Annotated in this window: 10 protein-coding genes and 1 pseudogene; 5 read left to right on the forward strand and 6 right to left on the reverse strand. The window is 56.9% G+C overall.

The window, feature by feature from the left end:
• Positions 1-183: 183 nt before the first annotated feature.
• Positions 184-3,648: a transcription-repair coupling factor gene (gene mfd, locus DW724_RS04115; RefSeq protein ID WP_118760768.1), complete on the forward strand. Its 3,465-nt coding sequence runs from the start codon at positions 184-186 to the stop codon at positions 3,646-3,648.
• A gap of 380 nt (positions 3,649-4,028) precedes the next feature.
• Here mfd and DW724_RS16290 read toward each other — a convergent pair.
• The 4 genes and pseudogenes from DW724_RS16290 to DW724_RS04135 form a co-directional block, all read right to left on the reverse strand.
• A pseudogene (locus tag DW724_RS16290) lies at positions 4,029-4,901 on the reverse strand (PSP1 domain-containing protein); the annotation flags it as partial.
• 29 nt (positions 4,902-4,930) lie between these two features.
• Positions 4,931-5,812 carry a hypothetical protein gene (locus tag DW724_RS04125; protein ID WP_118760770.1) on the reverse strand — a complete coding sequence of 294 codons (882 nt, stop codon included), beginning with the start codon at positions 5,810-5,812 and terminating at the stop codon, positions 4,931-4,933.
• Positions 5,809-6,132 carry a cyclic-di-AMP receptor gene (locus DW724_RS04130; protein ID WP_110435421.1) on the reverse strand — a complete coding sequence of 108 codons (324 nt, stop codon included), beginning with the start codon at positions 6,130-6,132 and terminating at the stop codon, positions 5,809-5,811. The genes DW724_RS04125 and DW724_RS04130 overlap by 4 nt, the downstream gene beginning before the upstream one ends.
• Positions 6,133-6,193: 61 nt before the next feature.
• Positions 6,194-7,639 carry an aminotransferase class I/II-fold pyridoxal phosphate-dependent enzyme gene (locus DW724_RS04135; RefSeq protein ID WP_118760771.1) on the reverse strand — a complete coding sequence of 482 codons (1,446 nt, stop codon included), beginning with the start codon at positions 7,637-7,639 and terminating at the stop codon, positions 6,194-6,196.
• Between the two features lie 351 nt (positions 7,640-7,990).
• Here DW724_RS04135 and serC point away from each other — a divergent pair, with 351 nt between their 5' ends.
• The 4 genes from serC to DW724_RS04155 all read left to right on the forward strand — a co-directional run bounded on the left by serC (position 7,991) and on the right by DW724_RS04155 (position 14,005).
• Positions 7,991-9,082, forward strand: coding sequence for a 3-phosphoserine/phosphohydroxythreonine transaminase (gene serC / locus DW724_RS04140; protein WP_110435419.1), 1,092 nt, complete (start codon positions 7,991-7,993; stop codon positions 9,080-9,082).
• Between the two features lie 104 nt (positions 9,083-9,186).
• Positions 9,187-10,338, forward strand: coding sequence for a 3-phosphoglycerate dehydrogenase family protein (locus DW724_RS04145; protein ID WP_118564215.1), 1,152 nt, complete (start codon positions 9,187-9,189; stop codon positions 10,336-10,338).
• 197 nt (positions 10,339-10,535) lie between these two features.
• Positions 10,536-11,570 (forward strand): tyrosine-type recombinase/integrase, encoded by a 1,035-nt coding sequence (locus DW724_RS04150; protein WP_158580209.1) that lies wholly within the window; start codon positions 10,536-10,538, stop codon positions 11,568-11,570.
• A gap of 164 nt (positions 11,571-11,734) precedes the next feature.
• Positions 11,735-14,005 (forward strand): S-layer homology domain-containing protein, encoded by a 2,271-nt coding sequence (locus DW724_RS04155; RefSeq protein ID WP_118760773.1) that lies wholly within the window; start codon positions 11,735-11,737, stop codon positions 14,003-14,005.
• Between the two features lie 388 nt (positions 14,006-14,393).
• On the opposite strand, the gene DW724_RS04160 is transcribed toward DW724_RS04155, so the two are convergent.
• Both DW724_RS04160 and DW724_RS04165 read right to left on the reverse strand, forming a co-directional pair.
• Positions 14,394-15,500 (reverse strand): DUF4179 domain-containing protein, encoded by a 1,107-nt coding sequence (locus tag DW724_RS04160; RefSeq protein ID WP_118760774.1) that lies wholly within the window; start codon positions 15,498-15,500, stop codon positions 14,394-14,396.
• Positions 15,484-15,975, reverse strand: a complete 492-nt coding sequence (locus tag DW724_RS04165) for an RNA polymerase sigma factor (RefSeq protein ID WP_110435414.1) — start codon at positions 15,973-15,975, stop codon at positions 15,484-15,486. The genes DW724_RS04160 and DW724_RS04165 overlap by 17 nt, the downstream gene beginning before the upstream one ends.
• Between the last annotated feature and the right edge of the window lie 415 nt (positions 15,976-16,390).

The following is a 16,390-nucleotide window of genomic DNA, read 5'->3' on the forward strand; positions in this document are numbered from 1 at the left end:
TGAGAAATCTGCCCTTTTGGTGTCTCAATAATTAAGAATGAATAATGGAGAATTGAGAATTAGCGCTATCCTTGCGCAGACTTCAGTCGCGCTGTGCTGGTATTGCGCTTTGCGCAATGATTCAAATAACCGCCTTTACAGGCGAACTCCTCCATTTTCCATTATGAAAGGGAGGTGAACCTCTTGAACGAAATTACAAAAAGTATAACTTATCTAAAAGAATACAAACAGTTAAATCAAGCCCTCGGCGAGGGCAAATCTCCTCTGCTGGCGGTCGGTCTGTCTGCCATCCATAAGGCGCACCTCGCGGCGGCTCTGGGTCTGGACACCGACCGTCCGGTGCTGGTGCTGACCGATGACGATAACGCCGCGAACCGATTTGCAGCTGATCTGCGCGGTTTTTCCGAGCGTGACGTTGTACAGCTGCCCTCCCGCGAACTGGTGATGGCGGATGTAGTCGGTGTGTCGCGCGGCTACGAGCAGCGCCGTCTGGCAGCACTGGACGAGCTGACGGAAGCGCATTTTGCGGTCGCGTCCGTGCAGGCAGCCGCGCAGCGCACCATGCCGCCGGAGGCGCTCAAGGCGGCAATCGTGTCGCTGGCCACCGGTGAAACCGCGCCGCTGGATGAGCTGGCACAGTCGCTCACGCGCGCAGGCTACGAGCGCTGCGTACAGGTCGAAGGCACCGGTCAGTTTTCCATTCGCGGCGGCATCCTCGATGTGTTTCCGCCGCAGGCGGAGCACCCGTACCGCGTGGAATTCTGGGACGATGAGATTGACTCAATCTCCACGTTCGACGTCGGCAGTCAGCGCCGGTTGGAGCAGTGCGAGTGCCTGCGCTGTCTGCCGTGCATGGAATCCATTCCGGCACTGGCGAAGGGCGGTGCGGCAGGACTGGCAAAGGCTGTTCTAGCACTCACCTCGACCCGCCGAAAGAAGCAGCACGCGGATTTGCAGACTAACCTTGAACGGGACGCAGAACGTCTGCGCGAGACCGGTTCGCTGCCCGCAGCGGACAAGTATATGCCGCTCATTTATCCCGAAATGGCGACCGCGTTCGACTATCTGCCCGAAAATGCCATCGTCATCATCGAGGACACGCCGCGTCTGCGTGACGCTGTCCGCGATTTCCACGCGCGTGTAGCCGACGACGTAACTGCTCTGCTCGAGCGCGGCGAAATGCCGCCGAATCTGGGAGAATATGCGCTCGATTTTGTCGGCGTATGCAGCATGAAACGCCAGATTCTGCGTCTGGACAGCTTTCTCAACAATGTGGCCGAGCTGACGCCGCAGCATCTGGAAAACTTTATTGCCAACCAGATGAACGCCTACGGCGGCAATCTCGACATGGCGTCTGCCGATATCCGCAGCTATACCGAGCAGGGACGCGCGGTGGCGGTCGTGTGCGGCAGTGCGCTGCGCTGTCAGAACATGCTGGACGCGCTGACCGACACCGGTCTCAACGTAAAAATCAGCGATCTGCTGCCCAAGGGCGGCTGTGTCAACATCATGGAGGGCACGCTGTCCGCCGGTTTTGAGTATCCCGATCTCGGCCTTGTTGTCATGACCGAGGGTCAGGTTCTTGCCCGGCGAAAGAAAACGCAGGTCAAGAAGTCCAACCGTGACAAGGTGAAGTCGTACACCGACCTGACACCGGGTGATCTTGTCGTGCATGAGCACCACGGTATCGGTCGGTTTATCGGTATGGAGCGCATGACGGTGGACGGTTCCGAGCGCGATTTCATCAAAATTGCGTTTGCGGGAACGGATTTTCTGTATGTTCCGGCAACCTCGCTCGATCTTATCTCTAAATACATCGGCGGCGGCGACAACGAGCGCGTGCGGCTGAACAAGCTCGGCGGCGCGGATTGGAGCAAGGCGAAAGCACGCGCCAAGGCGGCGGCAAAGGAGCTGGCCGAGGGTCTCATCAAGCTGTATGCCGAGCGCGCCAAGGTCAAGGGCTACGCCTTCCCGCCGGATGACGCGTGGCAGCGCGAGTTTGAGGAGGATTTCCCCTACGAGGAAACCGACGATCAGCTGCGCTGCATTGCCGAGATCAAGGACGATATGCAGTCCGACCGGCCGATGGACCGCCTGCTGTGCGGCGACGTTGGCTTCGGCAAGACCGAGGTCGCGCTGCGTGCCGTGATGAAGTGCATTCTCGCGGGCAAGCAGGCGGCGATCCTCGTACCGACGACCGTGCTTGCGCGGCAGCATTATCTGACCGCGATGCAGCGTTTTCAGGGTCACCCCATCACGATCGAGCTGCTCACGCGCTACAAGACCGGCTCGGAGCAGACTGCGCTGCTCAAAAAGCTGGAGGCGGGCTCGGTCGATCTGGTTATCGGCACGCACAAGCTGTTCAACAAGAAGATCAAGTTCAAGGATCTCGGTCTGCTCGTCGTGGACGAGGAACAGCGGTTCGGCGTCGGGCACAAGGAAACGCTCAAGGAAATGAGCAAAAACGTGGATGTGCTCACGCTGTCGGCAACGCCGATCCCGCGCACGCTCAACATGGCGCTGTCCGGTATCCGCGATATGTCCTCCATCGAGGAGCCGCCGCAGAACCGCCATCCGGTGCAGACGTTCGTGCTTGAGCAGAACGACGGCGTGCTGCTTGATGCCATCCGGCGTGAGCTGGGACGCGGCGGACAGGTATACTACCTGCACAACCGCGTGGAGTCCATCGAGCGATGTGCGAACATGTGGCAGCAGCGGCTTCCGGATGCGCGAATCGGCATCGTTCACGGCAAAATGGGTCAGAAAGAGATTGCAAAGGTTATGAACGAGATGGCGGACGGCGAGATCGATATTCTGGTCTGCACCACCATTATCGAGACCGGCATTGATATCCCGAACGCGAACACGCTCATTATCGAGAACGCAGACAATATGGGTCTGGCGCAGCTGCACCAGATTCGCGGCCGTGTAGGCCGCTCGTCGCGCCACGCCTACGCCTACCTGTGCTACCGGCACGGCAAGGCGCTGAGCGAGATCGCGCAGAAGCGGCTCGGTGCGATTCGTGAGTTCGCGGCGTTCGGCTCGGGCTTCAAGATTGCCATGCGTGATCTGGAAATTCGCGGTGCAGGCAATGTGCTCGGTCCCGAGCAGTCCGGCCACATGATGAGCGTCGGCTATGATCTGTACCTCAAGCTGCTCGAAGAGGCTGTGCAGGAGGAGAAGGGAGAAACACCCAAGCCGCGTGTTGATTGTGCGGCCGAGCTGCTGATTTCTGCCAATCTTCCCGCTGATTATGTTGCGGATGCGGGGCAGCGTGTCGATCTGTACCGCCGTATTGCGCTCATCCGAACGGACGAGCAGCGCAGTGATATGCTTGACGAGCTGATCGACCGCTTCGGTGAGCCGCCTGCGGAGGCCATCGCGCTGCTGGATATCGCGCTGCTGCGTGCCAAGGCCAGTGAGCAGGGGATTGCGGAGATCAAGCAGCAGGACGGACGGCTGCTGCTCACCTTTTCCGAGACCGATTTCGCGCGCCTGTCCGCGCTCTGCGGTGACAGTGAATTCAAGGGCCGCCTGCTGCTCAACGCCGGTTCGACACCGTATCTGTCGCTGCGCCTGAATAAGGGCGAGACAGCGATGGAAATGGCGCAGACGCTGGTTGATAAGTACGCTGCCACGGCAAAATAAGCAGGAGAATGATAGAAAGCGTGATTCATTGAAGTCAATTTGCTTCCCTGCGCTTGCAGAGAGGGGAGCGGCTGTATTGGCGCAAAAAAAGAGCGAAACCATACGGTTTCGCTCTTTTCTCATTCTTCGCCGGAATTCTGTTCCGGGGCACCGTTTTCGCCATTCGGCTTGCGGCGGCGCCTTCCGCCTCTGCGGCGGCGACGGCGCGGCGCACCTTCACCGTCCGAAGACAGCTCATTCTGAGCATCTTCGGGCAGTTCGTCTCCTGCAGTCTGCTGCGGGGCAGGCTTGCGCGGCGGACGCGGCTGCTGCGGCTTCTGATGCGGAGCCTCGCTCTTTTTCGGTGCATCCTTTTTAGGTGCGGGAGCGGCAACATCCTCCTGCTCCTCGCGCTTACGGCGTTCCTCGGCCATAGCGGCGGCATTCTGACGGTTGCGGCACGCACCCTTTACCATGCAGCACTGCGTGCACTGGAACTCGGTCAGCGAGTGCTCCGGACTGTCGTCCAGCTGCACCTTGCAGGTGCCGCGCAGCATCTGGGTGGAAACTACCTTGCCGCGGCCTTCCGGCGTATCGACCACGCTGCCCTGACGCGGCGTGACCTTCTGCAGCTCGGCGTAGGCCTCGTGCTCATACTTGAGACAGCACATCAGACGGCCGCACACACCGGAAATCTTCGCCGGATTGAGTGACAGGTTCTGATCCTTTGCCATATTGATGGAGACCGGATGGAAATCATCGAGATATGAGCTGCAGCACAACTCGCGGCCGCAGCAGCCCAGACCGCCGATCATCTTTGCCTCATCGCGCACGCCGATCTGGCGCAGCTCAATGCGGGTGCGGAACACGCTCGCAAGATCCTTAACCAGCTCACGGAAGTCCACACGGCCGTCTGCGGTGAAGTAAAACAGCAGCTTGTTCATGTCAAAGGTGCATTCCGCGGTGACAAGGTTCATTTCCAGACCGCGGTCCTCGATCTTCTGCTTGCAGATAATAAACGCCTCGTCGGCACGCTTTTTGTTGCGCTCGAGCGTTTTCATGTCGGCCTCGGTTGCCACACGGACCACGCGCTTGAGCGGCTGCACGACCTGCTGATCGGGCACATCGGTGTTGCCCTGCACGCAGTCGCCGTATTCCACGCCGCGTGCCGTCTCGACGATCACACCCGTACCGGGTGCGATTTCCAGACCCTGCGGGTCGAAATAATACATTTTTCCGTTCGATTTGAAACGAACTCCGATTATTGTTGTCAAAAAGTTTTCCTCCTGTATGATGGAAACGCTTAGGAAGCGTAACAGATGCGGTAAATATCGCTCGTTAATGCACAGGTGACAGCCGCAGATGCCGCGTTGCGCGACACACGGTCGATCAGTACATCAATAAAATCGTAGACCGCCAACAGACGTTCCGCACTGACGGCGCCGGCGAGTGCCTGCGTCTGCTTGCGGAGTGCAGGCTGCAGCGGCTTTTGCGGCAGAGCCTTCGAGACGAAAATCGCGTCCCGGACAGCGGCCTGCAGAATGCCGAGCACGCCTGAGAGTGCGCGGCGCGGCGTCTTTTCCAGACCCATTGCACTGAGCATCATGCGGTCCTCGCGCCGTTCGGCAACCGCAGAGAGATAGGGTGCAAGCAGGCTTGCCGCTTCCTCGTCCGACACCGCCGCCTGCGACGGCTCGAGCGCAAATTTAGTGCAGCGCGAGCGCACGGTCTGCAGCAGCGAATCCGGCTGCTCGGCGGTCAGAATGAAGAACGCATACGCAGGCGGCTCCTCCAGCTCCTTGAGCAGCGCATTCTGCGCCATGGGATTGAGATTCTGCGCATGGTGAATGACTGTCACACGGCGTTCGCCGTCGTTTGGGATAATGGCGTTTTCCGCCTTGAGCTGACGCGCCAGATCGACCTTGAGTTCGGCCTCTCCTTCGTCCACGATCATCAGATCCGGGTGCACACCCTGCTCCACCTTGCGGCACGGCAGACAGTTTCCGCACGGATGACTGCCCGTGCCTTCGCATAAAATACCGGCCGCGAGTACAGTAGCAAGGGTTTTGAGCGCCGCCGGATCGTCACCGGACAGCAGCACGGTCTGCGGAAACCGCTCGTTCAGCGCATGCTTCAGACTGTTTTTGAGCGCATTGTTGCCCGCAAGTGCGTCAAATGAAATCACAGCTTTTCAAAACGCTCGACGTTGAGTACAAATACGGTTGCGCCGCCGACTTCGACCTGCACCGGCGTGGACGGGAAAAAGCCCATGCCGAGCTCAGCGGTTGCCGGCATGATCTGCTTGCGGGAGGAGGAGTGCTCGCGGATGATGTCAAAGCACTCATCCAGCTTGCTTTCGTCCAGACCGATCAGGATCGTGACGTTGCCTGCTTTGAGGAAGCCGCCGGTGGTCGCCAGTTTGGTGATGGAAAAGCCTGCTTTCATCAGGCTGGAGATAACATCCTGCGAATCATCGTAATTGATGATAGCCAGTACCATTTTCATAATAGTAACCCCCTATACGCATTGCTGCGCGGAAACATATCGTTTGCTTGGATGAGATGCGTTATTGATGGACAACAACGGTTATTTCATCTATTGTATTGTACCATCTTTCACGGATAAGTGCAATGTGCGCTCCTGTAATTTTCTCGCCGGGCCAGAGCAGCGGCACACCGGGCGGATACGGCGTGACCGGACGGGCGCAGACCAGACCCTCGGCAGCGGCAGGCTGGACTCTGCCGGTCTGTGAGAACCATGCGTCGCGCACGCTCATCATGCGCTCGGCGGGCGGAAACGGTGCGGACAGGGACGGCAGGGGAATCAGCTCGCGCCGTCTGGAAATGCGCCGCAGACCACGTTTCAGACGGCTGATCGCACCGTTCGGGTCGGAGCCGGTGAGGATGAACACAACATTGCGGTCGTCCGCCATCTCGCACGCCACGCCGCATTCGCTCCACAGCGTATCGGCCAGCTGGTGACCGGTGATGTCGGTTCCGGCGGTGCACACCGTCAGACGGCATGGGTCAAGCGCAGGAAAATGATCCTCGGTCAGTGCGGTGAACATGGTTCGGTGCTGCACATAGGCACGCAGTTCGGCGCAGGTTTCCGCCGAGCGGCGGTACTCCGCGTGACCGGGCCCCTCGGTGTAGGCACGCGCAAGGTCAATGGACGCCATAATGGGGTAGGACGGACTGGACGTGCCGAACAGCATGGTGTTTTCGCGCAGTGCGCGGCGGTCCACGCCTGCCGCGGAGAGCAGAACGGCGCCCTGTCCCATGCACGGCAGCGTTTTGTGCATGGAGAGCACGGCCATATCCGCACCTTCCGCGACCGGTGTCGGCAGGCCGACAGCAGGGAAGTGTGCACCGTGTGCACCGTCTACGAGCAGCAGCTTGCCGTGCGCGCGGCACAGATCGGCAAACTCGGGAATCGCCCGCCGGATGCCGTAATAGGTCGGAGAGGTCAGAAGGATTGCCTTGATCTCCGGATGCGCGATCAGCTGTGCTTCCGCATCCTTGACCGGAAGCGCACCGGAAACCGCGAATGGCTCGATCAGCGGTGCAGAAAAGAAATACGGCGTAATGCCGAGCAGCGCGCAGCCGTAGCAGACGGACTTATGCACCTCGCGGTCGAGCAGGACAGCGCCGCCGCGTCCGACCGCTGTGCCGAGCATGGCGAGAATGCCCTGTGTCGAGCCGCCGGTCAGAAAAAAGCAGTCCTCCGAGCCGAAATACCGCGCGGCGGCAACCTCCGCATCGCGGATAGGGCCTTCACCGGTGTACAGGTTGCCGGTACCGTAGGTTTCGGTAAAGTCGATGGCAAAAATATCCGCGTATGTGTTGAAAACCGGCTCACCCTTGTGCCCGGGCATGTGAAACCGCGCGGAGTCGCCGGTCTCGAGCAGCTGCAGAGCATGGAACAGCGGCGCCGTCGTGAACGGCATCAGGCGGTTGATCTGTCTGTGATTGGGACGGTGGCTGTGCGGCGCAGCCGGTCGGCGGTGGTGCATAATACAGTTGACTCCTTACTATTATAACTGACTATCAGTATAGCAGAAGGGGAGTAGGTTGGCAAATTGAGAATAACACAGTATAATATTTTCTAAAGCCGTACATTTACCTATCACAAAAAATTACTGATTTTTGATTACGCATTACTAATTTTCATGGACTGTCCACAATGTGCAGACAATCAATCATTCATTGCGAATTTTTTGGGACATTTTTCGGTAGCCAACGGAAGGGGTTTGTATTATAATAAATAATACGTTCCATTCATAAAAGTAATATCACCGCGACAGACTGTGATATGTAAACCGGGAACGTCTTTACGCTTATATTTGAAAGGCAGGCTATTCACTATGGCAGACAATCGTATCTACAATTTTTCCGCAGGCCCCTCCATGCTTCCGGTTCCGGTGCTTGAGCGCTGTGCAGCCGACATGCTGAACTATCAGGGCTCCGGTATGTCAGTCATGGAGATGAGTCACCGTTCAAAGGTATATGACGGCATCATCAAGGAGACCGAGGCTACGCTGCGTCGCGTACTCTCCATTCCGGATAACTACAAGGTTCTGTTCCTGCAGGGCGGCGCTACCACCCAGTTTGCAGCGATCCCGATGAACCTGCTGAAGACCGGCAAGGCTGACTACGCGCTGACCGGCAGCTTCGCTTCCAAGGCATACAAGGAAGCACAGAAGTTCGGCGACATGCACGCTGCATTCTCCTCCAAGGAGACCAACTTCGACCACGTTCCGACGCAGGATGAGCTGGATATCCGTCCGGATGCCGACTATTTCTACATCTGCGCCAATAACACCATCTACGGCACCGAGTATCAGTACGATCCCGAGACCCCGGCAGGCGTTGAGCTGGTAGCGGATATGTCCTCCAACATCCTGTCCAAGCCGGTTGATGTTTCCAAGTACGGCGTTATCTACGCCGGCGCACAGAAGAACATGGGCCCGGCCGGTGTTACCGTTGTTATCGTCCGCGAGGATCTGCTCGGCAACTATCCGCTCGAGAAGTACCCGGTTATGCTGGACTGGAAGACCATGGCTGACAAGGATTCCATGTACAACACGCCTCCCACGTACGGCATCTATGTACTCGGTCTGGTTGCCAAGTGGGTTGAAGACATGGGCGGCGTAAAGGCTATGCAGGAGCGTGCTGAGAAGCGTTCCTCCATGCTGTACGATTACCTCGATTCTCAGGACTTCTACAAGACTGTAGCCGCAAAGGATTCCCGCAGCCACATGAACGTAACCTTCCGCACCGGCAATGACGAGCTGGACGCAAAGTTTGCCAAGGAGTCCATGGCAGCCGGCATGTCCAACCTGAAGGGTCACCGTTCGGTAGGCGGCATGCGTGCTTCCATCTATAACGCAATGCCGATCGAGGGCGTTGAGAAGCTCATCGACTTCATGAAGAAGTTCGCTGAAGAAAACAAGTAACAATAATTGAGAATTGATAATGGAGAATGGAAAATTGCGGTATCGCGCAAGGATAGCGACATTTTCCATTTTCAATTCTCCATTTTCTATTGGAGGATAATCCCATGTATAACGTAAAACTTTACAACAAGATCTCGAAGGTAGGTCTGGACGATCTCGATCCGGCAAAGTACACCTGCTCCGAGGATTTCACCGATTATGACGCCGTTCTGGTTCGTTCTGCCAAGCTGCATGACGTCGAGTTCCCGAAGAACCTGCGCTGCATCGCGCGTGCAGGCGCCGGTGTCAACAACATTCCGATCGACCGCTGCTCTGAAGAAGGCATCGTAGTATTCAACACACCGGGTGCAAACGCTAACGCCGTTAAGGAGCTGGTTATCTGCGCACTGTTGCTGGCCTCCCGCAAGGTGGTACAGGGTGCAAACTGGGTTAAGGGCCTCAAGGGCACGCCGGACATCGGTCCTGCTGCTGAGAAGGGCAAGGCCACCTATGCAGGCCCGGAAATCGCCGGCAAGAAGCTGGGCATCATCGGTCTGGGTGCGATCGGCGTTAAGGTTGCAAATGCGGCTGTTGGCCTGGATATGGAGGTCTGGGGCTATGACCCGTACCTGTCGGTTGACGGCGCACTCAAGCTCGACCGCTCGGTCAAGCACGTTACCGAGCTGGACGAGATTTTCGCAAACTGCGACTACATCACCATTCATGTTCCGCTGAACGCTGACACGAAGAACACCATCAGCGCAGAGGCGATCGAGAAGATGAAGGACGGCGTTCGCGTCATCAACCTTGCGCGCGGCGAGCTGGTTGACACCAAGGCGATGGCGAAGGCACTCGAGAGCGGCAAGGTCGCGGCTTACGTTTCCGACTTTGCGTCCGACGAGATCCTCGAGCAGGAGAATGCCATCACGCTGCCGCACCTCGGCGCTTCCACCCCGGAGAGCGAGGACAACTGCGCTAAGATGGCCGTTTACGAGATCACCGAGTACCTCGAGAAGGGCACCATCCGCAACTCTGTCAACTTCCCGAACCTTAAGGTTCCGTACGAAGGCGGCTACCGCATCTGCATGATCCACAAGAACATCCCGAACATGATCGCGTCCATCACCTCCGCTGTTCGCTGCAACATCGAGAATATGGGCAACCGTTCCAAGGGTGACTATGCGTACACCATCATCGACACCGCAGAGGCTCCGACCGAGGCGAACCTCGACGAGCTGCGCGCAATCGAAGGCATGATCTCTGTTCGCACGATCTAATTGCCATAAAACCGATAAAACCGCTCTGAATGCAGATTCGGAGCGGTTTTTTGTTGCTTTTCTGTGCAAATTGAATATTGTCGAATTTGGTCGAATTTTCGTAAAATATGGAAATGCAGGACAAGACAGCACCGCAGCTTTCATTGTGCGGTGCTGCCGAATACTGCAGGATGACTATTTTTACAGGAGGCTTCTCAATGGAGAACATACGCATTTACGAGGAGGACGGCTACATTCACTTTATTATGCGTCCGGAGGACCTGATGCGGCTGCGCTACTCGACCGAAGCGAAAACGCCGTTTGCAGACTTCATGGACCGCTGGCTGACCCAGATGAAAACGCAGGTGCGCGAAAACACGATGGACGGCTACCGCTACGCATTTGAAAAGCACATCAAGCCGTTTTTCACCGCACGAGGGACAACGCTTGCTACGGCACGGCCGATGGATTTTCAGGATTTTGTCAACCTGAAATTCGATCAGGGGCTTTCACCGACTTCGATCGTTAAGTTCCATTCCATTATGCACAAGTGCCTGAAATACGCGGTAGCACTGCAGATTATCCCGACGAATCCGACGGATAATGTCATGCTGCCCAAGCGGACGCGCTTTCGAGGACAGGTGTACGACCGGACGCAGATCAACATTTTTCTGGCAGCGGCGCTGCAGTCGCCGGCAGAGGCGGCGTTCGTGCTGGCGGCAACCTATGGTCTGCGCCGCAGCGAATGCGCCGGTCTGCGCTGGTGTGCCGTGGATTTTCGGGCACGGAGCATGATCATCAATCATACGGCGGTGCTGTCCTCCGGACGTGTGATCTACGCGGACAGTGTAAAGACAAAATCAAGCTATCGGACGCTGCCGCTGTCCGACTCGCTCCGGCGGTATCTGACCGATCTGCGCCGCAGACAGAACGCCAACCGCAAAAAGTACGGCAAAGCCTACTGCCAGAGCGATTACGTCTGCTGCCGTGAGGACGGTTCGCCGCTTCGGCCGGATTACATTTCGCGTGAGTTCGAGCGGGTGTGCCGCCGTGCGTGCCTGCCGCGCATCCGGTTTCATGATTTACGGCATTCGGTTGCAACGATTCTGCTGCAGCAGGGCTTTTCGCTCAAGCAGATTCAGGACTGGCTGGGGCATTCCGACATCTCCACCACAGCCAACGTTTACGCACATGTGCCGTATGTGGAAAAGGTATCCATCGCCAAGAGCGCAACACCGATTATCGGCAACTGATGTGCATTCTGGGAATGTAACATAATCGTAACATTCCGGCGGGTTGTTTCACCATTGTTACACTTTGCCGCCTGACCTTGTATGAGAGTGCGTGAGTGCTTATAATGTATATTGTATAAGAATAACAAGGATAGAGAACTTTACACAATATACAGGTGAAGCATATGTTCAAAAAAACACTTTCCGCGCTGGCGGTTGCGTGTGTGATGCTGGTGAGTGCGGCTGCGGCCGGCACCATTTTTCCGGCAGAGTACACCGACATTGACGGCGCGACACGCGCAGGCTATCTGGATGAGGACGGCATGACCGTTCTTCCGTTTGCCTACGCACAGGCAGGAGATTTCGCGGACTGCGGACTCGCTGCCGTAGAAAACGAGCAGTGGCAGACGGCGGTGATCGACCGCACAGGAAAGCTCGTCATTGCATACACGGATTCGCCGGTTTCGGTTGATTTTTCGGATACGATAGTTGCGTATCGTTACACTGACCACAGCGTGTATTATGCGACTGACGGCAAGCGCATTGGCTCATATCCGGGCGCGGTCGGCTTCTTTGAGGACGGACTGCTGCTGTGCAGAAATGCGGATACCGGTCTGTATTCCTATGTCAAGCAGGATGGTTCGACTGCCTTTTCGGGCAGCTACCGTAAGGCTGGCGCGTTCTCAAACGGCAGAACGCTTGTGCAGACGCAGGACGGCGATTATCAGGCAATCGACACCAAGGGCACGGTGCTGTACACTCTGCCGAATGACGTAACGCCTTCCTACATGGCGATTTACGGCGAGAGCACGGTGGTCGTCACCAACGGCACCAATCAGGCGCTGTATTCGCTTTCGGAGGACAAACTGCTGACCGAGTTTCTGTACAACACCATTTCGGAGTTTCACGATGGCGAAGCCATGGTTCGTCAGATCAACCGCTGGGGCATCATGGATACCACCGGCAAGCTGCTGACGGCGCCGACGTATTACTATCTGTCCTACATGGGCGAGGGTCTATACGCGGCCCGCAGTGAGGACGGTTCGGTTTCCGCGGTGGATGCGGGCGGCAGCCTGTCTTACCGCACGCTAAGCTACATCAGCGGCTTCTCCGAGCTGCGCTACGGTCTGTCGTGGCACAACACCGCAGACGGCACATTGATTTTCTTCCGCAAAAACGGCGGCTTTGCAGCATCCGTTAAAGAGGCGGAGAACCCGACCATTCTGACCGAAAACGTGGTCTGCGTCACGCAGGACGACACCCGCAAGTATATTGATCTGCGCAGCGGCAAAACGCTGTTCGAGCAGCCGAAGTCGTTCGACCTTGGCGGCGGCATCACCGCAAGGACTGTGCATTACGAAAAGTTCATGGGCTATCAGCAGGACGGCACGGAGCATGGATGGGATGTCGATTTTCCGGAGATCAGCGGCCTGAGCGACAAAAAGGTGCAGAACACCATCAACAGCGAAATCCGCTCGTTCTTCCTCAAGGGACCGTCCGTTACCGCCGAGTATGATGCGCTCGAGGGCAGCTACGGTGCGTCCGTGGAAGGCTCGGTGCTCGTTGTCTGGGCCAACTGCGAGAGCGGCAAAGGCGCCGGTTCGTCGGTCTGGAATAACTGTCTGGCGTTTGATCTGCACACCGGCACGCAGTACACACTGAACGACCTGCTGACCGGTGACTACATCGAGACGGTCAAGCAGCTGCTGCCGGACGATCATGCGATTTATCTGTACAGCTATCCGCGCATCAGCACGAAAGGCGTAACCTATTTTTACAACGAATACGAGAGCGCTTCCCGCAGAGCATACACAGAGGAATATCTGCTGACGTTTGAGCAGCTTTCCGATGTACTGAACCGGAACAGCGCGTGCTATAAGGCGTTGATGACGTCGTATTCGCCCAAAGTTTCGGCTGCTGCGACCGGCTACAGCGATGTAAGCAGTACCTGCTGGGCACTGCAGTATATCAATACAGTGACCGAACGCAAGCTGATGACCGGCGCGAACGGTAAATTCCGTCCGAACGATAAGATCACGGCGGCCGAAGTCTGCACGACCATCGCGCGTCAGCGCGGTCTGTCCGGCAGCGGCGCACTGCCCGCAGGCGTTCACGCAGGCGAGTGGTACTCGGATGCGGTCAGTGCGGCGTACGCAAACGGTCTGCTCGAGGGCATGAGTGATAACTTCCGGCCGACGGCTGCCATGACCCGCGAGGATGCGATGCAGCTTTTTGCAAATCTGCTGCAGGCGGACGGCACTGCGGCCATGAGTGATACCGAAACCGTACAGACGCTGGCGTCTGTCAAGGATGCGGACACGATCGCGGCAGACCGCCGAAATGCGGTTGCGCTGTGTATGCAGAAGGGTCTGGTGCAGGGCTTCAGCGACGGCACGATCAAACCGCAGGGTACGTTCACTCGTGCGGAGTTCGCAAAGCTGCTGACGACGATTTGAAGATAAGAGAAAGACCGATGAATCTTGGTTCATCGGTCTTTTTACTTTGCGTTGCATTTTGTCGAATCTTGTCGAATAAACGGCGGTATGGTATAATAAACTTGTTGCTTTACTGAGTCCCGGCAACGGGAAGGAGGTGCAGCCTGTGGATAACAATACGTTATCGTTTATCTACTCAATCTTGGCAAGTGTAGTCGCACACTACATCTGCAAGTGGTTCGATGAGTGGAGGTAAAGTGACTCACAGAACCCCGGTTTAAGCCGCCGTATAATGGAATAGAAAACCCCGGAGGATGCACCCTCCGGGGTTTTCCACGCCTATGGATAATGTGTTATCGTTTGAATATAGTATAACACCGATCTTGCGATAATGCAAGCACTCCGCCGATTATTTTACCGGAATCGTAGTATCACCGATGGTGACGGACGCCACTTCATCAAGCGGGAGAATGGTATCGAACGTGCCCTGGCGGGTGCAGACGGTCTTGCCGTCATGCGGGTCCATGCTGCCGCCGCAATCCGAGAAATCGAGCACAGTACCGTCCTTCTTGGTGACGAGCAACTTCGCGGAGTAGGACTCCCATGTGCTGCTCACGCTGGCCGGTTCGCGGCCGTTCTCCTGCGGAATCTCTTCGCCGTTCTCGTCGTACAGCGTGTCGAACGTCGCCTCGCCGTCCACCGTGTACACCACATGGTAGCCGATCGGCGAAATAACAACCTTGTCAACAGATGCGCTCAGGCCGTTGACCTCAATCGTCTGACCCGCAGGCAGCTCGACCGCGCTGTTCCCGGCCTCCAGCTGAAACTTGAGGCGCCATGCGCCCTTGGCGATAGTTGTCGGCTCACCGTTTTCACTGTTCAGCACGCACAGGTCGCCGAGCGTGATCTTAACCGTGCCGCCAGTCTGCACCGCATCGTTGTACGACATGGTTTCGACATACTGGATGGCGTTGTCGCTCGGATTTTCGTCATAGAAGTAGCTGCTGCCGGACGCACCGTCCACGCCGCGTCCGATGGTGCTGTCCGAACGCTTCCAGTACAGGTCGTACAGGCCGGTATCCGGGTTTTTCGTGCAGTCGAACGCCGAACCGTCCTCCTTTTCCAGCGTGTAGGAGATAAGGTAGTTGTAGCCATCGAACAGAATCGCATCCGCGGTGACGGTCACGCCGCCTGCTGTGTCGCTTGCGCCGATGGGATGACCGATCTGATCAATAATCTCGGTGTCCGCTGTCGGACCGAATACGCCGGCAAATGCGTCGCTCGCGGACTTGAATACGCCGGTTGCACCCGCACCGATGCTCAGCACCAGAGCGGCAGCCACGCCGACCGCCGCGATGCGCGGAAAACGGCGTACACGATGAATGGTAACCGGCTGCTCCGGCTGCTCGGCGGCGGCCATCAGGCGATCGACCATGCGGCTTTTCGCTTCTTCGGAGAAGCGCAGTTCGTTCAGTGCGGAATTATACATTTTGTTATCATTATACTCTCTGTTCATAAAGATCCCCTCCCAAGGTGGTGCGCAGGCTTTTGCGCCCGCGGCTCAGGTGTGCGGAAACGGCAGACTCGCTCTGACCGAGCAGAGATGCGATTTCGCGCACGGAATAGCCCTCGTAGTAGTGCAGATAGACCGCTTCACGGTATTTGCGCGGCAGTGCCATCACCGCATCGAGCACATCGGAATCCGGTGCGGCAGGCGCGGGTGTCGCGGCAGCGGCTTCTAGACCGACATTGCGCCGGTGCGCGGCGCGCAGGCTGTCCTTGCAGGCGTTGGCGGTCGCGCGGATGATCCACGCTTTTTCGTGCGCCGGACTGTCAAAGGTTTGACCGCCGGTCAGCAGCTTGAGGAAGATATTCTGGCAGATGTCCTCAGCATCGTGGGTGGACTTCAAATAGGTGTAAGCCAGCCGCAGGATCAGGTCAGAGTACGTCTGCACCAGACGTTCGGCGTCTGCCCTGTCAAATTGTTTCATTGGTTTCAGCTCCTTTGGAAAGCAACGTTGCTTCACCTATAATACGATTGCGGATTGCGTATCCTGACAGAGAGGATAAATTTATTATAGGTAATCCCGCATAATTGAACAAGAGCGATTTACGAATACATTTTGTGTTCTGATTGAATTGTGCTGTGTTGCCTATAACATAATTCGTTAGCGGGTACCGTTCCCGCGCGCCGCAGCGTGCATCGCCCGCTTTTCGTCAAGCGTAAAACCTTCGATTTTGCAAGGGATAGAAAGACACCTGTCCGTCTGCGCGTTGTTTTTCAACAGAATGCCCAAAAAATACAGGTAAAATTGTAACAAAGTAATTGTTAAAAAATCTACAAATACCCTTTGCAGAAAGCTCTGTTTATGGTATCCTGTTAAAAGAGCACATGCGCTCTGCCGG

Source organism: Butyricicoccus sp. AM27-36 (assembly GCF_003480945.1).
In the GTDB taxonomy this organism is placed as follows: Bacteria; Bacillota; Clostridia; order Oscillospirales; family Butyricicoccaceae; genus Agathobaculum; species Agathobaculum butyriciproducens.